Genomic DNA, 22406 nt, shown 5'->3' with positions numbered 1-22406 from the left:
CGCCTCAGGTGTTGGTGGCCGGCGAAAGGGCCGGCTGGGGCCGGTGGAACAGCCGCTCGAGCCACAAGTATATGACCGGCGTAGTGAACAGCGTCAGGGCCTGGCTTACCAGCAAACCGCCGACCACGGCGATGCCCAGGGGCTGGCGCAGTTCGGCACCGGTGCCATAGCCGAGCATCAGCGGCAGGGCGCCGAGCAAGGCGGCAAGGGTGGTCATGATGATCGGCCGGAAGCGGGTGATACAGGCCTGGTAGATCGCTTCTTCAGGAGCCAGGCCACGGTTGCGCTGGGCCTCCAGGGCGAAGTCGATCATCAGGATGCCGTTTTTCTTGACGATGCCGATCAGCAGCACCAGGCCGATCAGCGCCATGATGGAAAAGTCCTGGCCGCAGAGCCAGAGCATCAACAAGGCGCCGAGGCCCGCTGAAGGCAGGGTGGAAATGATGGTCAGCGGATGCACGAAGCTTTCGTACAGCACCCCGAGAATGATGTAGACCGCCACCAGCGCGGCGAGGATCAGGTACGGCTGGCTGGCCAAGGAGCTTTGGAAGGCCTGGGCCGCGCCCTGGAAGTTGCCGCTGATGGCCGCCGGCATACCGATCTCGCTCTTGGCCTGGTCAAGCAGGATCACCGCATCCCCCAGGGCCACGCCGGGGGCCAGGTTGAACGACAGATTGGTCGCCGGAAACATGCCGTCGTGGGCGATCGACAGCGGCCCGATGCTGGGCGCGTCGAAGCGGGCCAGGGCCGACAGCGGGACCATTTCCCCGGTCAGCGGCGAGCGCAGGTAGAAGTAGTTCAGGCTCTCGGCCTTGCCCCGTTGCTGAGTGTCGAGTTCGAGGATCACGTTGTACTGGTTGATCTCGGTCTGGAACTCGTTGATCTGACGCTGGCCGAAGGCGTCGTACAGCGCTTCGTCGACATCGCTGGCGGTGAGGCCGAAGCGCGCGGCGGCGGTGCGATCGATGTTGATGTGGGTGATGCTGCCGCCCAGTTGCAGGTCGTTGGAAACATCGCGGAACGCCGGGGTGCCGCGCAGTTTTTCAGTCAGGCGTTGGGTCCAGGTACTCAGGGTCGGGCCGTCGTTGCTTTTGAGCACGTATTGATACTGGGCGCGGCTGGGGCCGGAACTGAGGTTGATGTCCTGGCCGGCCCGCAAGTAGAGGACGATGCCCGGCACCTGCATCAGTTGTGGGCGGATGCGGTCGATAAAGGCGCTGGCGGAGACATCCCGGTCGCCACGTTTTTTCAGCGAGATCCAGAAGCGGCCATTGGCGATGGTCTGGTTGCTGCCGGAGACGCCCACCGAATGGGAGAAGGCTTGCACTGCTGGGTCGGCAGCGACGATTTCCGCCAGAGCCTGATGTTTTTTCACCATGTCCGGGTAGGAGATGTCCGCCGCCGCCTCGGTAGTACCCAGCACGAAGCCGGTGTCCTGCACCGGGAAGAAGCCCTTGGGAATCAGAATGTAACCGGCGATGGCCATGCTCAAGGTCAGGCCGAAAATCCCCAGCATCAGTTGCTGATGGGCCAGGGCCTTGCGCAGGCCGCGTTCGTAGAAGGCCAGCAGGCGCTCGCCGAAACCCGGCTGGGCATGGGCCGGGTGCACCGGGGCACGCATGAACAGGGCGGCCAGGGTCGGGGCCAGGGTCAGCGAGACCACCACCGAAATCATGATGGTGGAGGTGGCGGTCAGGGCGAACTCCTTGAACAGCCGGCCGACCACGCCGCCCATGAACAGCAGGGGAATGAACGCCGCCACCAGGGAAAAGCTGATGGAGACAACGGTAAAGCCGATCTCTGCGGCGCCCTTGATCGCCGCCTCGCGCATGCCGTCGCCGGCCTCCAGATGGCGGTGGATGTTCTCCACCACCACGATGGCATCGTCCACCACAAAGCCCACGGCGATGACGATGGCCACCAGGGTCAGGTTGTTCAGGCTGAAGCCCATCACGTACATGAGGGCGAAACTGGCGGTCAGCGATACCCCCAGCACTGCGGAGACGATCAGGGTCGCCGACCACTGGCGCAGGAACAGCGCCATCACCGCCACCACCAGCAGCACGGCGATCAGCAGCGTGATCTCCACTTCATGCAGCGAGGCGCGGATGGTCTGGGTGCGATCCACCAGCACCTTGACCTGCACCGACGCCGGCAGCATCGCCTCAAGGCCCGGCAGCGCAGCCTGGATGCGGTCCACGGTGTCGACGATATTGGCCCCCGGTTGGCGCGAGATCACCAGATTGACCCCAGGCTGGTCGCCGGACCAGGCCTGGACGTAGGCGTTCTCCGAGCCGTTGACCACTCGCGCCACGTCCTGCAGGTGCACTGGTGCGCCGTCCTTGTAGGAAACGATCAACTGGCCGTATTCCTCGGGATGGAACAGCTGGTCGTTGGTGGACAGGGTGGAGATGCTCGATTCGCCATACAGCGCGCCCTTGGCCAGGTTGAGGCTGGTTTGCTGGATCGCCAGGCGGATGTCGGCCAGGGTCAGGCCGATGGCCGCCAGCTTGTCTGCTGAAGCCTGGACCCGGATCGCCGGGCGCTGCTGGCCGGTGATGTTGATCTGGCCAACACCGTCGATCTGGCTGATCTGCCGGGCCAGCAGGGTTTCCGCGTAGTCGCTGAGCTCGGTGCCGGGCATCTGCGTCGAGCTGATGCTGAGGATCAGCACCGGGCTGTCGGCGGGGTTGACCTTCCTCCAGGTGGGCAGGGTGGGCATGTCCTTGGGCAGTTTGCCGGCGGCGGTGTTGATGGCCGCCTGTACTTCCTGAGCGGCGGTGTCGATGCTCTTGTTCAAGGTGAATTGCAGGGTCAGCAGGGAGGAGCCCAGGGCGCTGCTGGAGGTCATCTGGGTCACGCCGGGGATGGCGCTGAACTGCACCTCAAGCGGCGTGGCTACCGAGGAGGCCATGGTGTCCGGACTGGCCCCGGGCAGGGTGGCGGAAACCTGGATGGTGGGAAACTCGGCCTCTGGCAGCGGCGCCACCGGCAGGCGCGCAAAGGCGATCAGCCCCAGCAGCACCAGCGCGAACGTCAGCAACACGGTGGCGACCGGATGGTCGATGCACCAGGCGGACATCGAGCCACGGCCCTTCATGGCTTGGGCTCCGAGGCCTGCACCAGGGGCGGCGGGTCGCTCAGTACCTGGACCTGGGAGCCGGGTTTGAGCCGCGACTGGCCGTCACTGACCAGCACGTCCCCGGCCTGGACGCCGGAGATGATGTTCAGCCCGCTGTCCTGATACAGCACCTGCACCGGCACGCTTTCCACGTGCTGGCCTTTGACCCTGAACACGAAGTGCTGATCCAGGCCGCGCTGGACCACGTTAGGCGGTACGGTGAGCGCGGCCTGGTCCAGCGCCGTCTGGATTTTCACCGTCACCAATTGTCCGGGCCAGAGCTTTTGCTGAGCGTTGTCGAACTCGGCCTTGACGCGAATGGTGCCGGTACCGGCATTGATCTGGTTGTCGATCAGCGTCAGGTGGCCGTTGCCCAGCAGGGCATCGGGGCTGTTGCTGTCGGCGCCCAGGTAGGCTTGGACCGCCGCCGGCTCCGGGGCGCGGATCAACTGCTGCAAGGTCGGCAGCAGTTGCTGGGGCAGGGAAAACTCCACGGCGATGGGGTCGATCTGGGTCACCGAAAACAGCCCCTGGGTGTCGGTCACGCGCAGGAAGTTGCCTTCATCCACGGTACGAATACCCACCCGGCCAGTGACGGGAGAGCGGATCTGGGTGTAGGAGAGTTGTACCTGGGTGGCGTCAATGGCGGCCTGGTTGCCCTGGGCCGTGGCATTGAGCTGATTGACCAGGGCCACCTGCTGGTCGTACGTCTGCTTCGAGACGCCGTCATCCACCGACAGCAGCTTGTAGCGCTTGAGATTGATCTGCGCCACCTGCAACTGGGCCTGATTCTGTGCCAGCTGGGCCCGGGCCTGATCCAGGTTGGCGCGGATCGAACGGTCATCGAGAGTGGCCAGCAGGTCACCTGCTTTCACCCACTGCCCTTCCTTGACCCGCAATCGGGTGAGGATGCCGTCCACCTGGGGACGGATGGTCACACTGTGCAGCGACTGCACCGAGCCAATGCCGCTGGTGTAGCGCGCTACGTCCTGCTGGACCACCTGTACCACCCGCACCGGTATCGCCGTGGGCGCGGCCAGCCTGGGGCTTGTGGGTTTGTTGAGGAACCAGATCGCAGCGGCGGCGATGGCCAGGAGAAGCGTTGCGGTCACGACGGTTTTCTTGGCAATGGGCATGGGGGGAGGGCGCCGGGCAGTGATGTCGGAAGGATGGCCATGATCTGTGCACAGTTATAGTCCGCTAACCCGGTCAGCAGGGTGACGGCCAGCTGTCAGCCCTGTCAGAAAAGTACCTGCCAGCCCTTGCGACGCAGGTCAAAGATCGCAGGCACACAGGTATACTGCCGGCCCCTGTAGCCCGTCCCTCGGCCCGGCTTTTCTTTCTCTCCTGGAGCTTCCATGACTTCCCCTGCACAACCTGCTGCGGATGACGCCCTGAGCGTTGATCCTGCGGCTGAGCCGGCCACCCCTGAAACCGAGGGCAAGGCTGCTATTCCGACGTTCAAGTTTCCCTTCAAACCGTCCGAATTCGCCGCGGCCAAAAACGTTCAGCAGCCCTGGTACAAGAACGGCGCCAGCAATGGCCACACCAAGACCCCCGGCGCAGCGCCTCCCGGTACCCGGCGCTCCATGGGCAAGCGTTGATATCGCCGACAATCGAAGATATTGCCTCGATTTGCGCTTTTTAATCGCAATGATGGCTAATTGCTTTAAACCTGAGCTGGATCAGTATTTGTGGCATCAGTGCGCTTAGAGTCAGCAGCCCTGCCGACTCCTCCTAACAATTACGAGCGCGCTTCCCATGAAGATCAACCTGCCGGTTACTGGGCGAAACGTGGACTTTGCCCCTGATGCGAACATCCTTTCGACCACCGATCTGACCAGCGCGATCACCTACGCCAATCCTGATTTCATCGAGATCAGCGGCTACACCCGCGAGGAACTGCTGGGTTCGCCGCACAACCTGCTGCGTCACCCGGACATGCCCTCCGCGGCCTTCGGCCATATGTGGCGCACCCTCAAGAACGGCCGCTCGTGGATGGGCATGGTCAAGAACCGCTGCAAGAACGGTGACCACTACTGGGTCAGCGCCTACGTCACGCCGGTGACCCGCGACGGTCAGGCGGTGGAGTACCAATCGGTGCGCACCAAGCCCAGTCCGCAACAGATTGACGCCGCGGAGCGGGCTTATGCCCGGCTCAGGGAGGGCGGGCGTTCAGGTTGGAGCATGCTGCCTGTCGTCAGCCTGCGCTTGCGCCTGTGGGCCGCTATCAGCGCCGGTTTTATCGGCAGTTTCGGGGTTTCAGCCTGGCTGCTGCCCGAGTCCTGGATGCTCCAGGGCACGGTGATGGCCATGGGCTGGTGCCTGAGTCTGGTGGCGGTCGGTCTGCAAATGCGCCCGCTGGATCGCCTCGCCGAGCGTGCCCGGCAGATCGGCGACAACCCACTGAGCCAGGGCATCTACACCGGTCGTGCCGACGAGTTCGGGCGTATCGAGTTCGCCTTGCAGATGCTCGAGGCCCAAGTGGGGGCGGTGGTGGGGCGGATCGGCGATGCGTCCCAGCGCCTGGCCGGGCACGCCGCAGAGCTGGTGGAACACCTGCACAGCAGCCACAACAGCACCCTGGAGCAGCAGGCGGAAACCGATCAGGTGGCGGCCGCCATTCACCAGATGGCCGCCAGCGTGGCCGAGGTCGCCACCCATGCCCAGCAGGCATCGGTGGCGGCGGATCAGGCGGAAAGCGAAACCCGTGAAGGTCATCAACTGGTGGGCGAAAGCCGCAGCGCGGTGCTACGCCTGGCCAGCGAGCTGGAGCGGGCCACCGAGGTCATCCATCAGTTGGAGGGCCACAGCACGGATATTTCCGGGGTGCTGGAGGTGATTCGCAGCATCGCCGAACAAACCAACCTGCTGGCCCTGAACGCTGCCATCGAGGCGGCGCGGGCCGGGGAGCAGGGGCGCGGCTTTGCCGTGGTGGCCGATGAGGTCCGTGGGCTGGCCCAGCGGACCCAGGATTCCACCAACGAAATCCAGCGCATGATCAGCACCCTGCAAAATGCGGCGCGCCATGCCGTGGAGGCCATGCAGCACAGCAGTGCCCATGTGGAAAGCAGCGTCGACCAGGCCCAGCGCGCCGCAGTGGCCCTGGACGGCATCAGCCAGCGGGTCAATCAGATCACCGAAATGAGCCTGCAGATTGCCGCGGCGGTGGAGGAGCAGAGCGCGGTGAGCGAGGACATCAACCGCAACATCATCGGTATTCGCAATGCCTGTGAAGTGACGGTCAGTGCCGGCCAGCTCAGTCATGTCAATTCAGGCGACGTGGCCGGGCTGGCGGGGGACCTGCGGCAACTGGCCCAGGAGTTCTGGCATAAGCGCGGATAGGCCGGTTCGCCGGCCAGCCTGATCCTGCGGGGTCAGGCGGCGCGCAGCGAGATGAAGGCGTAGTCCAGGGCCGCTTCGCTGACCACCAGGGCGCCGGCAGCCTGGACCTGGCCGGCGATGTCGTTTCCGGACAGGTGAAAGCGCCAGGGCTGGCTGGATGCCACGGGGGGCGCGGCCTGAACTTGATCGATGGCCTTGGCCAGGGCATTCATGTCGGGCAAGTAGGCGGTGAAGCCATCGCCCTTGAGGGCCGTGGTGCGAATGCCGAGCAGGGCGCAAATGGCATCCTTGGTGTGGATATCGTCGCGGTCGGCCTGGCGTGAGCGGCTGATCAGCTCGGCCAGTTCCCTATCCACCAGTGCTCCCCCCAGAATCAGTTGCGGTCCCTGTTCCCAGGATTCCGGCGGGCACTCCTTGGCCTGCGGGTTGAGGGGGATATGGGGATTGATCTCCATGGGGTAGATACGGCACACCAGGGGGCGACGCTCATAGATGCGGCAGAGCTGGTCTTCGTCAAGATTCCGGCAGGGGCCGACGTTGTAGGCGGCAAAGGTGATCGCCACGTAGGCCTCGGTACTGCCACTGGTGACCCGGCAGGAACGGCGCTCGGCGTGCTCGCGCTGTTGCGCCGGCAGCCCCAGGCCATTGCCGAGGAAGGCCTCCACCAGGACGATCACCTGACCGCCGTCGGCGGCCCAGGCCCGGGCTTCGGTGAGGGTCAGGGGCACATGGTGATCGTTGCAGCACTTGCCGCAACCAACGCAGGAAAACTGAGTATTCATGGAGCGAGTAAACCGTTCTGGGTCGACAGGGATAGCGCCATAAATGCTGTTATTGACGCGGCCAGGAGCCGTGTCGAAGCAAGTTGCACGCCAGCTGTCGGGTCTTGATCGCTGTCGCCTAGGGCAGGACTTCGCGACGCACGATATGCATGCCGGTGCTTTCATACAAGCGCCGCGCCCGCAGGTTGTCCTCCAGCACCCTGAGATCGACAAAGCCTTCCCGGCGTTCGGCGAACATCATGAAGGCTTGTAGCAGCAGGGCGCGGCCCAGTCCTTGACCACGGGCCCGAGGGTGCACCACCAGATCCTTGATATAGGCGCTGGTCCAGCACTGGGCCACCGCCACTACGCCCTGCGCATCCCGCACCACCAGGCACAGTTGAGGGTCGTACTCGGCATCGGTTTCGAAGGCCCGGCGCCAGTTTTCCAGGGGCGGCACCTGGCCACCGCCGTCCTGGTAGCCCAGGTGCAGCAGTTGATGCACGGCTTCGGCCAGTTCCGGGCTGTAGTGCTGCAGGGTGATGCCCGCCGGCCACTGTGGCGTGGCCTGGGGGACACTGAGGTCACGACGCAGCAGCAGGCAGTGGACCTCGCTCATGGCTCAGGCTGCCTGGCTGGCGATGGTCTTGGCGGCGTCGATCAGACAGCGGGTCAGTTCCGGCGAGGAGAATTTGGTGAGTACCGCATTGGCTCCGGCCAGGCGGGCTTTTTCACTGTTCATGGCACTGTCCAGCGAGGTGTGCAGCAACACATACAGATGAGCGAAGTCCGGGGTTTCCCGCAGGGTCCGGGTCAGGGCGTAGCCATCCATTTCCGACATCTCGATGTCCGAAACGATCAGGTTGATCTCGTTGGCCGTGCCTTGCAGTTCCAGCAGGCAGTCGATGGCCTCCTTGGCGCTGCGGGCGGTGTGACATTGCAGGCCGAGGTTGCGCAGGGTGTGCACCGATTGCTGCAGCGCTACCTGGCTGTCGTCCACCACCAGGATGCGCGCATTGCCCAGGGCATCGGCGTCTTCCATGCTCAGTTCGGTGGGCGCCATCTCGATCTGCGCCGGGGCGATGCCGTGGATCACTTTCTCGATATCCAGCACTTGCACCAGCGTGCCGTCCACCTGGGTCACGCCGGTGATGTAGGACTTGATACCGCCGGAACCAAAGGGCGGTGGGCGGATATCGGTGGTCAGGCAGTGGACGATCTTGCTCACCGCCTGCACGTGCAGGCCCTGTTTGGAACGGCTGACGTCGGTGACGATCAGGCAACCGCTGTCCGGGTCGGCCAGGGGGCGTTCGCCGATGGCCCGGCTGAGGTCGATCACCGACAGCGAGTTGCCGCGCAAGGTGGCGATGCCTTTCACATGGGGGTGGGACTCCGGCAGCTTGGTCAGCGGCGGGCAGGGAATGATTTCACTGACTTTAAGCAGGTTGATTGCCATCAGCTTGCCGCTGCGCAAGGTAAACAGCAGAAGCGAAAGCGAGTCTGCGCGGGCTTTGTTGGAGGACATAAAAACCTTCTCTGGAAAAAATTGGCTTGTGGCTCGACCCACGGACAACCCTTGATAACGGGTTATCGACGTATTCAGGACGGGCTTTAGCGGCGAGGCTGCTTTCCGTCGGCCGCTGCGCGGGTCCCTGGATTTACGCCGTGCCCTTTGCTGGCACGCCCGCTCCAGCGAGCAGGCCCTTGGCCTCTACCGCAGGCCCAGGCGCTTGGCCAGGCGGCTGAGGTTGGCCCTGTCCAAGCCTAGCTCACGGGCGGCACTGGCCCAGTTGTGCTGGTGCCGTTCAAGGCAGGCGTTGATCAGTTGGCGTTGATAGTGTTCGGTGGCCTGGCGCAAATCGCCGTTGGTGAGGGCCAGAGGCGCGCTTTCAAGGGCTTGCTCGGGCACGGCAGGCGCCTTTTCGCTGACCCGCGGCAGGTCCAGGTCCGTTGCATCCAGGCTGAGGATCTTCGGCCGTTCACGGCAGTTGCCCAAGGCCTTGAGGGCGCTGCGGCCGATCAAGTGCTCCAGTTCGCGGACGTTGCCCGGCCAGTTGTAGGCCAGCAGCGCCTGTTGCGCATCGGCGCTCAGGCGCAGGCTGCCCAGGCCCATGCGCGAGCGGTTCTGTTCCAGGAAGTAGCCGCTGAGCAGTAGCACGTCCCGGCCCCGGTCCCGCAGGGCCGGCACCCGCAGTGGATACACGCTGAGGCGATGGTAGAAGTCGGCGCGATAACGACCGTTGCGCACCTCTTCTGCCAGATCGCGGTTGGTGGCGGCGATCAGGCGTACGTCCACCTGATGTTCCTTGTCCGAGCCCAGGCGTTGCAATTGGCCGCTTTGCAGCACCCGCAGCAGCTTGGCTTGTACCGTCAGCGACAGTTCACCGACTTCATCGAGAAACAGGGTGCCGCCATTGGCCAGCTCGAATTTCCCCCGACGATCCTGGGTGGCCCCGGTAAAGGCGCCGCGCACATGGCCGAACAGCTCGCTCTCCACCAGGGTGTCGGGCAGGGCCGCGCAGTTGAGGCTGATGATCGGTTGCTCCGCCCGGGGCGAGGCCGCGTGAATGGCTTGGGCCACCAACTCCTTGCCAACGCCGGTTTCCCCGGTGATCAGCACGGTCAGGTCGCTGCCGCCCACCAGATTGATCTCTTCCAGCAAGCGCTTGTGGGCCTTGCTCTGGCCAATCATCTCGCGGTTCTGCCCGCTGGCCTGGCGGAAGACTTCGGCCCGTTGATGCTCGTTTTCGGCGCGCAGTGCCAGGCGCTCGATGCGTTCGGCAGCGCTGACCGTGGCGGCAGCCAGGCTGGCGAAGGCTTGCAGGGCGTCCAGCTCGATAGGCTCGAAGCGTTGCGGATCGAGGGCGTCGAGGGTCAGCAGGCCCCAGGGGCGTTCATCGACGAACAGCGGACAGCCCATGCAGTCATGGACTTCCAGGTGATCGTCGAGACCTTCCACCAGGCCGTCATAGGGATCGGGCAGTTCACTGTCGCTGGCAAAACGGGTCGGTCCCGGGCTGCTGAGCAGGGCGGCAAAGCGCGGGTGCTCGCTGACCTTGAAGCGCCGGCCCAGGGTATCGGTACTCAGGCCGTTGACCGCCAGCGGCACCAGCCATTCGCCATCCAGACGCAGCAACGCGGCGGCATCGCAGGGCAGCAGGGCTCGCAGGGCCTCCAGCAGGCGGCGATATCGTTCGCCCTCAGGCAGTTCCCGAGACAGGTCGGTCACCAGTGGCAGTAGGGTCGTGAGTAGGGATTTTGCAGTCATAAGGACTCCGCGTTGTCTTAATGACTATAAAGGTCGGCGTGTCTTTATGACTATTTATATTTTAAGTTATTGATTTATAAAGATTTAAATTCTGGCATGGAAACTGATTAGTTAAGGGCAACCTGCAAGCAGTCAAAAAGTCCAGGAGTTGTCCCTATGCTAAGCGTTCAAGATCGCGCCATCATCAAATCCACTGTGCCCCTGCTGGAAAGCGGTGGCGAAGCCCTGATTACCCATTTCTACCGGATGATGCTGTCCGAGTACCCCCAGGTGCGTCCGCTGTTCAACCAGGCCCACCAGGCCAGCGGTGATCAGCCCCGGGCCCTGGCCAATGGTGTACTGATGTATGCCCGGCATATCGACCAGTTGGACCAACTGGGGGACCTGGTGGCCAAGATCATCAACAAGCATGTGGCCCTGCAGATCCTGCCGGAGCATTACCCCATAGTTGGCGCCTGCCTGTTGCGGGCCATTTCCGAGGTGCTGGGCAGCGAGATCGCCACTCCCGAAGTGATCAATGCCTGGGGTGCGGCCTACAACCAGTTGGCTGATATCCTGATTGGTGCCGAGGCGGCCATCTACGACGAGAAGGCCCAGGCACCCGGCGGCTGGCGGGGCGCGCGGGAATTCACATTGGTGGATAAGGTCCAGGAGAGCGCGGAAATCACCTCCTTCTATTTCGAGCCATTGGACCGGGGGCCGATCCTCGCCGCCGAGCCTGGGCAGTACATTGGCTTGCAGCTCTTCATCGAGGGCGAGGAAGTACGGCGCAATTATTCCCTGTCGGCGCTTACCAGCCAGGGCCAGTACCGCATCAGCGTCAAGCGCGAGGCCGGAGGCGTGGCGTCCAACTACCTGCATGACCAGTGCCCGGTGGGCGCGCGCATCATGCTGTTTCCGCCGGCGGGTGAGTTCACCCTGGAGGCCAGCGACAAGCCCCTGGTGCTGATCAGTGGCGGGGTTGGTATCACCCCGACCCTGCCGATGCTGGAGGCCGCGTTGGCGACCGAGCGCCCGGTGCATTTCATCCACTGTGCACGCAATGGCCAGGTGCATGCGTTTCGCCATTGGGTCGACGAGTTGGCGCAACGTTATCCACAGCTCAAGCGTTTCTACTGCTACGCCGAAGACGACGGCATCAGCCCTGCAGCAGACAAACTAGGGCTGCTGACCCGGGAGCAGTTGGCCGACTGGTTGCCGGAGCAGCGTGATCTGGATGCCTATTTCCTCGGGCCCAAGGGCTTCATGGCGGCCATCAAGCGCCATCTCAAGGCCCTGGGCATTCCCGAGCAACAAAGTCGCTACGAGTTCTTCGGCCCGGCGGCGGCCCTGGAATAACCCTCGCGACTCCTGCACAAGCCAGCCCTGCAATGGGGCTGGCTTGTTAATCCTTGCTTAACCTGCCTGTCGTTAATTCCCCACGATGCTGGGATGGCGCTGCCATGCCGGCCCTTTCATTGTGCGTCCCCCAGGCCCGTAAACCTTGGGTATTGCCTGCGATGCAATGCATTCAAAGGTCATGATCAGCGTGTAGACTTCCGGGCACCCGATGGCAATCAGATCAACTTCGCAATTCAACCGTGGGCTGCCGTGAGCAGCACAGGTGGCCCGGTTGGACAGACAACAGAAAAAAGGAAAAGGGATGAGTGACGACAGACTGCGTTTGGGACGTGAACGGCGCTTCCTGGTGCTGCTGGGGGTTATCTGCCTGGCGTTGATCGGCGGTGCCCTGTACATGCAGGTGGTATTGGGCGAGGCGCCTTGCCCTCTGTGCATCTTGCAGCGCTACGCCTTGCTGCTGATTGCACTGTTCGCCTTCATTGGCGCGGCCCTGAGTTCGCGGCGTGGCATCACCATCATGGAGACGCTGGTGGTGATCAGTGCCATCGCCGGCGCGGGAGTGGCCGGGCACCATGTGTACACCCAGTTCTATCCAGCAGTGAGCTGTGGCATTGACGTGCTGCAGCCGATTGTCGACAGCCTGCCCTTGGCGACGATCTTTCCCCTGGGCTTTCAGGTAGACGGCTTCTGCTCCACGCCGTATCCGCCGATCCTTGGGCTGTCCCTGGCCCAGTGGGCACTGTTGGCGTTCGTGCTGACGGTGATCCTGGTGCCCCTGGGCGTGGTGCGCAATCGCAAGAAAACCTACTGATTCACCCGGAAAAGCCCCGGTCCCTCAACAGGGGCCGGGGCTTTTTCATGTCGTTCATCCAGCAGTTGAAAAGTCCGTGATTTGCGGCAAGTGAGGGTGCGGCAAAAGTGCGACATGTTGTCACACTGTCGCGGCCGCAGGCGGGCGGTCGGGGGCTGCCAACAGACTGCATTCCGGGCAACTGGTTCCATACAAGTCTGTCAGTTTATGTAAGCCGCGTTGTTGGGGAAAACCCATAGCCTGCTATCTATACAATTCTTCACAGACCCCGTTTTACAAGGGGTGAAGCCATATGAAAGGCGGCTTTCAGGGGTGGGTAGAGGTCCGGCGGCGGGGCTTTTTCAAGTCCTTTTTGGGGGTTTTTGTTGATAATGAAAATCGTTATGATTGCGATCCTTTGCAACAATCGTGAGCGATTGTTGCGCCCAGCGATAAAAATTATTTCGGGATAAGACATGGTTTATAAAACGCGACATATCTACAATCGCCCGCACTGAATTTCCGACGCTGCTCATCCCTGAGCACACGAGGACGGTCGAGGGGCGGATTGAGCGCTCCATGCGACTGCGGGTGTCGGCGCCTTCCAAACTTCCGCACCAAATGGAATTGGTCTGTAACAAGGCCTTTGACCACGAGATCGAATAAGAACCACTGCTAGCCCGGGATGTGTCGTTGAGCGTTTAACGCAACGGGCAGGCCCTTATTCCATTGAAGAAAAATGCCAACCCTTGGCAGGGTGAAGTGTTGGCGATCAAAACCCAACTGCATTGCGCAAGCTGCTTTAGAGGTCGTGAGATGAGTAAAAACAGGTACCCCAGATTACTAGGCTTATTGCCGCTGCTCGGCATGTTGATGCTGGGAGGCTGCAAATGGACCTTGCTCGATCCTAAGGGTCAGGTCGGTCTGGATGAACGAAACCTGATCATCACGGCAACCATCCTGATGCTGCTGGTGGTTGTGCCGGTCATCATCATGACCTTCGCCTTCGCCTGGAAATACCGCGCCTCGAACACGGACGCGACCTACGCGCCGAAGTGGTCCCACTCCACCAAGATCGAAATCGCCGTATGGCTGGTTCCGGTGCTGATCATCATTGCCCTGGGTTATGTCACCTACAAGTCGACCCACGCCCTGGACCCGTACCGTCCGCTGGAGTCCGACGTCAAGCCGGTGACCATCGAAGTGGTCGCCATGGACTGGAAGTGGCTGTTCATCTACCCCGAGCAAGGCATCGCCACCGTCAACAAGATCGTGTTCCCGGCCCATACCCCGGTGAACTTCCGCGTGACCTCCGACACCGTGATGAACTCGTTCTTCATCCCGGGCCTGGGCGGCCAGATCTACGCGATGGCGGGCATGACCACCAAGCTGCACCTGATTGCCAATCAGAACACCGAACTTGAAGGTATCTCCGCCAACTACAGCGGCGCGGGCTTTACCGGCATGAAATTCAAAGCGATCGCAACCAGTCAGGAAGATTTCGACGCCTGGGTAAACGAAGTCAAGAAGGCACCTAAACAGCTGGACACCGCTGAATACGAAGCCCTTTCCAAGGCGAGCCAGAACAATCCTGTAGAACTCTACTCCGCGTACGCGCCGAACCTGTTCCAGACCATCATCGACAAGTATGAAGGCATGAAACCGGGCCAGCCGCTCAAGCACGAGAAGAAAGAAAAGGAAGTGGCTGCAACCGAAGGGATGGACGTGAGTTCGCATTCAGCTGCCGGGGCAGAGGAGTAAACGATGTTTGGTAAATTAAGTCTGGAAGCGATTCCGTTCCACGAGCCGATTGTCATGGTGACCATTGCCATGATCGCGCTCGGCGGCGTGGCGCTGTTCGCGGCAATCACCTACTTCAAGAAGTGGACCTACCTGTGGACCGAGTGGCTGACGTCCGTCGACCACAAGAAAATCGGTGTGATGTACATCATCGTCGCCATGGTCATGCTGCTGCGTGGCTTCGCCGACGCCATCATGATGCGTACCCAGCTGGCCATGGCCACCGAGGGTTCGCCTGGCTACCTGCCACCTGAACACTATGACCAGATTTTCACCGCCCACGGTGTGATCATGATCATCTTCATGGCGATGCCATTCTTCACCGGCCTGATGAACCTGGTCGTGCCGCTGCAGATCGGCGCGCGTGACGTGGCCTATCCGTTCCTCAACTCCCTGAGCTTCTGGCTGCTGGTATCGGGTGTGGTGCTGATCAACCTGTCCCTGGGCGTTGGCGAATTCGCCAAGACCGGCTGGGTTGCCTATCCGCCGCTGTCGGGCCTGCAATACAGTCCGGGCGTGGGTGTCGACTACTACATCTGGGCGCTGCAGCTATCGGGTCTGGGGACAACGCTGACGGGGGTCAACTTCCTGGCCACCGTGCTGAAAATGCGTACCCCGGGCATGAAGATGATGGACATGCCGATCTTCACCTGGACCTGCACCTGGGCCAACGTGCTGATCGTGGCTTCGTTCCCGATCCTCACCGCTACCCTGGCACTGCTGACGCTTGACCGTTACATGGATTTCCACATTTTCACCAATGAACTTGGTGGCAATCCAATGATGTACGTGAACCTGTTCTGGGCCTGGGGTCACCCCGAGGTGTACATCCTGATCCTGCCAGCGTTCGGTATCTTCTCCGAAGTCATCTCGACCTTCTCGGGCAAGCGCCTGTTCGGCCACCACTCGATGATCTACGCGTCCGGCGCGATCTCGATCCTGGGCTTCATGGTCTGGCTGCACCACTTCTTCACCATGGGTTCGGGGGCCAGCGTCAACGCCTTCTTCGGCCTGGCAACCATGCTGATCTCGATCCCGACGGGGGTGAAGCTATTCAACTGGCTGTTCACCATCTACCACGGCCGTCTGCGCATCACCAGCCAGGTTCTGTGGACCCTGGGCTTCATGGTGACCTTCGCCATCGGCGGCATGACCGGCGTACTGCTGGCCATCCCGGGTGCGGACTTCGTCCTGCACAACAGCCTGTTCGTGATCGCTCACTTCCACAACGTGATCATCGGCGGCGCGGTATTCGGCTACATCGCCGGCTTCAGCTTCTACTTCCCGAAAGCCTTCGGCTTCAAGCTGCATGAAGGTTGGGGCAAGGCTGCCTTCTGGTTCTGGATCTCGGGCTTCTTCGTCGCCTTCATGCCGCTCTATGCACTGGGCTTCATGGGCATGACCCGTCGTCTGAACGCCACCACCAACCCTGAGTGGGTGCCATACCTGTACGTGGCCATGGTGGGTGCACTGATGATCGCTGTGGGTATCGCCTGCCAGCTGATCCAGCTGTACGTCAGCGTGCGTGACCGCAAGCAGAACATGTGTGTGTCCGGCGACCCATGGAACGCCCACACCCTGGAATGGTCGACCTCGTCGCCACCGCCGTTCTACAACTTCGCGGTACTGCCCAAAGCCGACGGCATCGACCCGTTCACCGAAGCCAAGGAAGACGGTACCGCCTACGCGAAGCCAAGCCGCTACCAGCCGATCCACATGCCCAACAACACCGCTACCGGTGTGGTCATGGGGGCCCTGCTGACCGTGTTCGGTTTCGCCATGATCTGGCACATCTGGTGGCTGGCCATCGCAAGCCTGGCCGGCACCGTGATCTATTTCGCGATCCACGCTGCCCGTGATGATCAAGGCTACATGGTGCCGGTCGAGACGATCGAACGCATCGAAGCCGAGCAGCACAAGCGTCTGGTATCGGAGAACAAGATCCCGGCTACCCGTGTTGAAACCTCGTTGGAACAGGCTTAATCCATGTCGAACTTAGTGACCAATGCTGGACACGCCCATGTCGATGACCATGGGCACGATGACCATCACCACGACTCGGGCGAGATGACCGTATTCGGTTTCTGGCTCTACCTGATGACCGACTGCATTCTGTTTGCGTCGATCTTCGCGGTATACGCGGTACTGGTTAACAACGTAGCGGGTGGCCCGTCGGGCCACGACATCTTCGAACTGCCTTACGTACTGGGCGAAACCGCTCTGCTGCTGTTCAGTTCGATCACCTACGGCTTCGCCATGCTGGCGTTCTTCCGGGGCAACAAGAAGCAGGTACTGGGCTGGCTGGGCATGACCTTCCTGTTCGGCCTGGGCTTCATCGGCATGGAGATCAACGAGTTCCACCTGCTGATCTCCGAAGGCTACGGCCCTAGCCGTTCCGGCTTCCTGTCCGGGTTCTTCACCCTGGTCGGCACCCACGGTCTGCACGTGACCAGCGGTCTGATCTGGATGGCGATCATGATGTACCAGGTGCAGAAAAACGGCCTGACGGCGACCAACAAGACCCGTCTGAGCTGCCTGAGCCTGTTCTGGCACTTCCTGGACGTGGTGTGGATCTGCGTATTCACCGTTGTTTACCTGATGGGGACTATGTAAATGGCCAACACACACTCCCACGACGAAGCCGGTCACGGCAGCGTCAAGTCCTACGCCATCGGCTTCATCCTGTCGGTCATCCTGACACTGATCCCGTTCGGCCTGGTGATGTACCCGTCGCTGCCTAAAGACGTGACCCTGTGGATCGTCCTGGCGTTCGCGGTCATCCAGGTGATCGTTCACCTGGTGTACTTCCTCCATCTGGACCGTTCCGCGGCGCAGCGTAACAACGTCATCGCGTTTATCTTCGCGGCGCTGGTCATTGTTCTGCTGGTTGGTCTGTCGTTGTGGATCATGTTCAGCATCCACACCGTCATGATGGCCAAGTGAGGTAAACCCGATGTCGCTCAAGCACTTTATCCAAATCACCAAACCGGGGATCATTTTCGGTAACGTGCTTTCTGTGGCAGGCGGGTTTTTCCTGGCCTCGAAAGGGCATGTCGATCTGGCCATTTTCCTGGCCGCCATGATCGGCACCTCGCTGGTGGTAGCGTCCGGTTGCGTGTTCAACAACTGCATCGACCGTGACATCGACCTGAAGATGGAGCGCACCAAGAACCGGGTGCTGGTCCAGGGCCTGATTTCCCTGGAAGCGGCCCTGGTCTATGCCTCCCTCCTCGGGGTCGCTGGCGTCGCCCTGCTGTACTACGTGGCCAATCCGTTGGCCGCGTTGTTCGCGGTAATCGGCTTTGTCATCTACGTCGGTCTCTACAGCCTGTACCTCAAGCGCAAGTCGGTTCACGGCACGCTGGTGGGCAGTCTGTCCGGGGCCATGCCGCCGGTGATCGGTTATGTGGCCGTGAGCAACAGCTTCGACATGGCCGCGCTGACCCTGCTGGTGATGTTCAGCCTGTGGCAGATGCCGCATTCCTACGCCATCGCGATCTTCCGCTTCAACGATTACCTGGCCGCATCGATTCCGGTGCTGCCGGTAAAACGTGGGATTCGCGTGGCCAAGAAGCACATCCTGCTCTACATCCTGGCGTTCCTGGTGGCGACCCTGATGCTGACCTTCAGCGGTTACGCCGGCATGAGCTACCTGGCGGTAGCGGCGGCGATGGGCATGTACTGGCTGTACATGGCCTGGACCGGCTACAAGGCGGTGGATGACACCGTGTGGGCGCGCAAGCTGTTCGTGTTCTCGATCTTCACCATCACCGCGCTGAGCGTGATGATGTCGGTGGATTTCAAGGCCCCGACCGAGCTGTTGCTGACCTACGCACACTAAGCTGTCCAGGCCACAGAAAAGCCCCGCCTTCGAGAGAAGCGCGGGGTTTTTTTTGGCCGCGTCGTTACATCATTTAAAGTTTTTCGGCCCAGTACGATCCCCGGGCTGGGTAAAATTACCGGTTCGTTGATTAAGCCTGAGTGGATGTCATGCAAAGCCGTATTGAAATGAACGACTCCAAGGCGCGCTACGGCGCGGTCAGTCGTGGGTTGCACTGGGCCATGGCGCTGGCCTTTGCCTGGATCTATTGCACGACCGCTGCCCATTACCTGCTGGAGGATTCGGCATTGGACAAGTTCCTCTGGCCGACCCACAAGCAAGTGGGGCTGCTATTGATGGGGCTGTTGCTGGTGCGGCTGCTCTGGAGCCTGCTGAACCGCCATCGTCGGCCGCCGAGCCTGAACCTGGCCGCGCGTCTGGGGCATGGGCTGCTGTATGCCGGCATGTTCGCCATCCCGTTTCTCGGCCTGCTGCGCCAGTACGGTTCCGGGCGAGCGTTTTCCGCCTTCGGGCTGCCGGTGATGAGCGGCTTCGAAGGGCCGAAGATCCAGTGGATGACCGACCTGGGCAACAGCTTCCACAGCCTGCTGGGCTGGAGCTTGCTGGTACTGATCGTGGGCCATGTAGCGGCGGTGATCCTGCATTGCGTCAAAGGCCAGGGGCATGTCCTGCGGCGCATGGCGGGTAGAAGCGCTTCGGCTTGATTTGTTGTCCCAGACAAAAAGCCCCGCACTTCCAGAGGAGTGCGGGGCTTTTTATTCAAGGGTCGTTAATGGGTCTTCAGGAGAAGGCCCTTACGCCATATTATTTTTCTTGACCGCAGGTCATGTATTTCTTGAATAGTGACCTTGCACCATAGGCTGGCAAGATATTGAAGAGCGCAAAGAATACTTTGATCGCGATTTGAAAGTAGATCATGTTGAGGATGTCGCTGTTCTTCATTAGTCCATAAAAGGCGATGTAGCAAAATAGAAAGCTATCGATGATCACCGCAAAAAAGGTACTCAAGAAGATTCGCAGGAACAGAAATCTGGAGTTTGTCAGTTCTTTTATCTTGCACAGCAAGTAGGAATTTATATTTTCAGAAATAAGAAATGAGATGGATGAAGCCACGAGTACTGATGAAACCTGAGTGACCACATCATTGTAAGGTGTATCGAGTCTCCAGCCGGGCAGTCCGGGGAGGAAGGTCGAACCATAGAGTAGGATGAAGACCGTGGAGGTGCTTGCGAATGCAAAAAAGATGGCCTTTCTTGCTAGTCGAAGTCCGAAGTTTTCGTTTAATAAATCAACGATTAAAAAGGTTAGGGAGTAAAGAAAGGTCCCGGGAGTGATAATGATATCCAGCGATTCCAAGTAGATAGGTTTTGTCGCAGCAATACTGGTGAAAATATAAAATGTAACGAGCAGCAGATTCAGGATGATATAAATCATCCATGAATTCTCATGGCGATCATTCAGGTCGTATGCTGTTAGCGTGTCTCCCTGTGAGTAGAGCTTTCGATACAGGTTTTTGATTTCCGCTTTGTTCAGGTTGTCCATTATTTCACTATTAAGTACCTCTCTTAACTTGATTTTGATGACCTTGCCTGTGGCGATAATCATGATTACGGCAAGTTTTTTGTTGTTGTCAAAGCCCAGAAGCTTGTATTTGCTATTTTCGATTTCAGCTTCATGGATCGACATTGAACCGCTCCTCAATGATATCGCCCACTAGAATCATGCGATCTGAGTCGGAACAAACATCATTCAAGATAAGCAGCTTTCCTGTCAGTTTGTCGTAAGCCAGTTTCTCTTTGTCGTCACTCGATGAGCCCTTTTGTACGATCAATAGATCGCCGGGTTCATTCATGCCGTTGATCTCGCTCTCCAGCAGCACCGCTATCAAGTTGTGGGAAGTGCCGAAGTAGTAAGTCAATGGATAGAGTATCGCCAACTCTCCAATTCGTTTGTCCATGTTGGCTATCAGCAGGCTCTCCTTGATGATCGGAACGGCCGCTGGGTTCATGTTCCCTTGAGGGGAGATGCTGCTCTCGATGATCTCCTTTTCTTCAAAGTCGACAGTCTCTATTTCTTCGTAGGAGACGCCGAAAAAGTCGGAGATTTTTCGAATGGTGGACTGCTGTACGTTGGTGACCTTGCCTTCCAGAATGTTGTAGATGGTCGTTCTGGTAAGGCCACTGGCATTGCACAAAGACAGTTGTGTCTCACCACGGCTTTTGATCAGGTACTTGATGTTGCTTTTTAAATGCTCGGTTCTTTCTCTCTTGTGCATCTGATACTCACCACTTCCTTTTGGCCGTAACCCATTGAATCTTCAACAGTGACAGAGCCGCATCAGGCATCCAGTCACCCGACGCCGAGGCGAGAACGGCTAGATTGCCGCCTCCATCCCGGGACATTTCGCTGTCGATTTACTGAGTGATCAAGCTCTCCGACAGGTGCTGGATCAGCGTCACTGAGGAAAAATTGTCGCATGCGCCGGCCATGACAATACAGTCCCGTAGGCTTGGCGTCATGGCGCTCGACAGTGAAGGTTCTCGGTAACGCAAGGCCGAGGCTGCCCTTCCTCGATAAGAAAAGCAGCATTTAATTTGGAAGATGTTTAATTCTTTGATTAATTTTGTTGCGCCTTATAGAGTCTGACGTCGAGGCTTGGATAAGCCCGATGCAGGCAAACGAACGTGATATCCAGGAAGCGTGCTGTCGTTCGTGGCGCGCAACATACAAGGAAGGGACACAGAAGAATGGCAGCTGACACTGAACCACTCAGGACCCAGGCCGACCTGCTGCGACGTGGCTTGGCCGATCTGCGCGCTGAAGACGCCGAGCTGGCAAGCATCCTGGACGCGGAAGTCACGCGCCAACACCGCACACTGTCTTTGGTTTCATCTTCCTGCGCGGCCGGCCCCCGGAGCTTGGCGGCATCAGCCTCGGCGCTGGTCAACGTCACGGTCGAGGGCGCTCCCGGCCGGCGTCATTATAGTGGGTGTGAGAACGTTGATCGGGTTGAGGCTCTGGCGATCCGACGCGCTCGGGAGCTGTTCTCTGCCCAATACGCCTGCGTGCAATCACACTCGGCCTCGAATGCCATTTATCAGGTGCTGACGGCGCTGGCCGAGCCGGGGGATACGATCCTGGGCATGGCCCTCGAACAGGGTGGGCACCTTGCACATGGCCGAGTGGAAGCCTTCACGGAGGCCAACTACAAGGCTGTTCGCTACGGCACCACATCCCAGGGGGATATCGATTACGCAGAAGTGCGCCAACTGGCGATGGCCCATCGTCCGCGGATCATCATTTGCGGGGCGACGGCCCATTCTCGGGTCGTGGACTTTCAGCGCTTTCGCGCCATTGCCGATGAGGCCGGTGCCATCGTGCTTGCCGATATTTCCCATATCGCCGGGCTGGTGGCCACAGGGCGCCATCCGAGCCCGATCGATGCCGCGCACGTCACAATCACCTGCACCCACAAGCAGCTCGCCGGCCCGCGTGGAGGTCTGATTCTTTCCGGTCGTGATGCAGACACCAAAGTGCCTGGACTGAGGTCGAGTTTTCGCCGGGTTCTCGAACAAGCGGTTTCCCCCGGTATGCAAGGCGCTCCTGCCGTCAACGTGATTGCCGCTAAGGCGGCCGCGCTGGGTTATGCGATGTCCCCGCCGTTTGATGCCTACATGGGGCGGATTCGCGCCACGGCGGATGAAATGGCCTGCGCGTTCATGGCGCGGGACTACGAGGTTGTGGGAGGAGGGACGGAAAATCACACGATCCTGCTGCGCTTGCGTGGCGGCATCAGCGGCTCCATCGCCGAATCGGCGCTGGAGAAGTGTGGAATCATCGTCAGCAAAAAACGCGGCCCGAGGGAAAACCGATCATCATTTGCCGCCAATGGCTTGTGTATCGGCACCGGCTCCATCGCCCAGCGCTACGTGGACGCCCAAGGGTGTCGCCAGATCGTCGACCTGGTGTGCCGAATACTCGATCAGGTGCAGCCCCACGGCGAGCAGAAATACACCCTGGAGCCCGTATTGCAGGAGCAGTTCCGGCAACAGACCGAAGCGTTGTGCGCGATGTACCCGATCCGTGAGTACGGGGATCGCTGAAAACAAAAAGCCCCGACTTCACACGCAAGTACGGGG

At 60.4% G+C, this 22406-nt stretch carries 19 protein-coding genes and 1 pseudogene; 12 read left to right on the top strand and 8 right to left on the bottom strand.

The genetic code is table 11. The annotated features are described in order from the left end of the window. Nucleotides 1-4: 4 nt before the first annotated feature. Both WIN67_RS25080 and WIN67_RS25075 read right to left on the bottom strand, forming a co-directional pair. Nucleotides 5-3100: a multidrug efflux RND transporter permease subunit gene (locus tag WIN67_RS25080; protein WP_339070169.1), complete on the bottom strand. Its 3096-nt coding sequence runs from the start codon at nt 3098-3100 to the stop codon at nt 5-7. Beyond that, the gene (locus tag WIN67_RS25075) at nt 3097-4257 is read right to left on the bottom strand and encodes an efflux RND transporter periplasmic adaptor subunit (RefSeq protein ID WP_339070168.1); all 1161 of its coding nucleotides are present in this window, start codon (nt 4255-4257) and stop codon (nt 3097-3099) included. Before WIN67_RS25075 ends, WIN67_RS25080 begins: the two co-directional genes overlap by 4 nt. 222 nt (nt 4258-4479) lie before the next feature. Between WIN67_RS25075 and WIN67_RS25070 the strand changes: the two genes are divergently transcribed. From WIN67_RS25070 to WIN67_RS25065, 3 genes and pseudogenes are all read left to right on the top strand, one after another. Next, entirely contained in the window at nt 4480-4725 is a 246-nt protein-coding gene (locus WIN67_RS25070) for a hypothetical protein (RefSeq protein ID WP_339070167.1), read from the top strand. A gap of 157 nt (nt 4726-4882) precedes the next feature. Next, a pseudogene (locus WIN67_RS31215) lies at nt 4883-5164 on the top strand (PAS domain-containing protein); the annotation flags it as partial. A gap of 246 nt (nt 5165-5410) precedes the next feature. Beyond that, the gene (locus tag WIN67_RS25065) at nt 5411-6466 is read left to right on the top strand and encodes a methyl-accepting chemotaxis protein (RefSeq protein WP_372342534.1); all 1056 of its coding nucleotides are present in this window, start codon (nt 5411-5413) and stop codon (nt 6464-6466) included. 32 nt (nt 6467-6498) lie between these two features. Here WIN67_RS25065 and WIN67_RS25060 read toward each other — a convergent pair whose 3' ends face one another. The 4 genes from WIN67_RS25060 to norR form a co-directional block, all read right to left on the bottom strand. Then, nucleotides 6499-7248, bottom strand: coding sequence for a YkgJ family cysteine cluster protein (locus WIN67_RS25060; RefSeq protein WP_339070166.1), 750 nt, complete (start codon nt 7246-7248; stop codon nt 6499-6501). A gap of 118 nt (nt 7249-7366) precedes the next feature. Further along, nucleotides 7367-7846 carry a GNAT family N-acetyltransferase gene (locus tag WIN67_RS25055; RefSeq protein ID WP_102880860.1) on the bottom strand — a complete coding sequence of 160 codons (480 nt, stop codon included), beginning with the start codon at nt 7844-7846 and terminating at the stop codon, nt 7367-7369. Nucleotides 7847-7849: 3 nt separating this feature from the next. Beyond that, nucleotides 7850-8752, bottom strand: coding sequence for a chemotaxis protein CheV (locus tag WIN67_RS25050; protein WP_102880859.1), 903 nt, complete (start codon nt 8750-8752; stop codon nt 7850-7852). A 186-nt stretch (nt 8753-8938) separates the two neighbouring features. Beyond that, nucleotides 8939-10495, bottom strand: coding sequence for a nitric oxide reductase transcriptional regulator NorR (gene norR, locus WIN67_RS25045; protein WP_110652249.1), 1557 nt, complete (start codon nt 10493-10495; stop codon nt 8939-8941). A 156-nt stretch (nt 10496-10651) separates the two neighbouring features. On the opposite strand from norR, the gene hmpA reads away from it, so the two are divergent. The 8 genes from hmpA (at nt 10652) to WIN67_RS25000 (ending at nt 18971) form a co-directional block, all read left to right on the top strand. Continuing rightward, nucleotides 10652-11833 (top strand): NO-inducible flavohemoprotein, encoded by a 1182-nt coding sequence (gene hmpA / locus WIN67_RS25040; protein WP_110652250.1) that lies wholly within the window; start codon nt 10652-10654, stop codon nt 11831-11833. A 304-nt stretch (nt 11834-12137) separates the two neighbouring features. Then, nucleotides 12138-12647: a disulfide bond formation protein B gene (locus WIN67_RS25035; RefSeq protein ID WP_102880856.1), complete on the top strand. Its 510-nt coding sequence runs from the start codon at nt 12138-12140 to the stop codon at nt 12645-12647. Nucleotides 12648-13442: 795 nt separating this feature from the next. Further along, the gene (cyoA, locus tag WIN67_RS25025) at nt 13443-14387 is read left to right on the top strand and encodes a ubiquinol oxidase subunit II (RefSeq protein ID WP_102860343.1); all 945 of its coding nucleotides are present in this window, start codon (nt 13443-13445) and stop codon (nt 14385-14387) included. Nucleotides 14388-14390: 3 nt separating this feature from the next. After that, entirely contained in the window at nt 14391-16409 is a 2019-nt protein-coding gene (cyoB, locus tag WIN67_RS25020; protein ID WP_102860344.1) for a cytochrome o ubiquinol oxidase subunit I, read from the top strand. 3 nt (nt 16410-16412) lie between these two features. Next, on the top strand, nt 16413-17039 hold the full coding sequence (locus WIN67_RS25015; RefSeq protein ID WP_025129487.1) for a cytochrome o ubiquinol oxidase subunit III: 627 nt from the start codon (nt 16413-16415) through the stop codon (nt 17037-17039). Beyond that, entirely contained in the window at nt 17040-17369 is a 330-nt protein-coding gene (gene cyoD, locus WIN67_RS25010; RefSeq protein WP_016964601.1) for a cytochrome o ubiquinol oxidase subunit IV, read from the top strand. A 10-nt stretch (nt 17370-17379) separates the two neighbouring features. Continuing rightward, nucleotides 17380-18267, top strand: a complete 888-nt coding sequence (gene cyoE / locus WIN67_RS25005; RefSeq protein ID WP_102880855.1) for a heme o synthase — start codon at nt 17380-17382, stop codon at nt 18265-18267. A gap of 149 nt (nt 18268-18416) precedes the next feature. Further along, entirely contained in the window at nt 18417-18971 is a 555-nt protein-coding gene (locus tag WIN67_RS25000; RefSeq protein ID WP_213665917.1) for a cytochrome b, read from the top strand. Between the two features lie 100 nt (nt 18972-19071). Here WIN67_RS25000 and WIN67_RS24995 read toward each other — a convergent pair whose 3' ends face one another. Then, the gene (locus WIN67_RS24995) at nt 19072-19953 is read right to left on the bottom strand and encodes a queuosine precursor transporter (protein ID WP_123394009.1); all 882 of its coding nucleotides are present in this window, start codon (nt 19951-19953) and stop codon (nt 19072-19074) included. Beyond that, the gene (locus WIN67_RS24990) at nt 19940-20542 is read right to left on the bottom strand and encodes a helix-turn-helix transcriptional regulator (protein ID WP_102880852.1); all 603 of its coding nucleotides are present in this window, start codon (nt 20540-20542) and stop codon (nt 19940-19942) included. The genes WIN67_RS24995 and WIN67_RS24990 overlap by 14 nt, the downstream gene beginning before the upstream one ends. A gap of 472 nt (nt 20543-21014) precedes the next feature. Between WIN67_RS24990 and glyA the strand changes: the two genes are divergently transcribed. Further along, entirely contained in the window at nt 21015-22370 is a 1356-nt protein-coding gene (glyA, locus tag WIN67_RS24985) for a serine hydroxymethyltransferase (RefSeq protein ID WP_339070165.1), read from the top strand. The last annotated feature ends 36 nt before the right edge of the window (nt 22371-22406 follow it).

This window comes from Pseudomonas idahonensis, from assembly GCF_037903935.1.
Taxonomy (GTDB): Bacteria; Pseudomonadota; Gammaproteobacteria; order Pseudomonadales; family Pseudomonadaceae; genus Aquipseudomonas; species Aquipseudomonas danubii.
The sequence above is the reverse complement of the archived record's forward strand: the minus strand, read 5'-3'. Positions and strand labels throughout refer to the sequence as shown.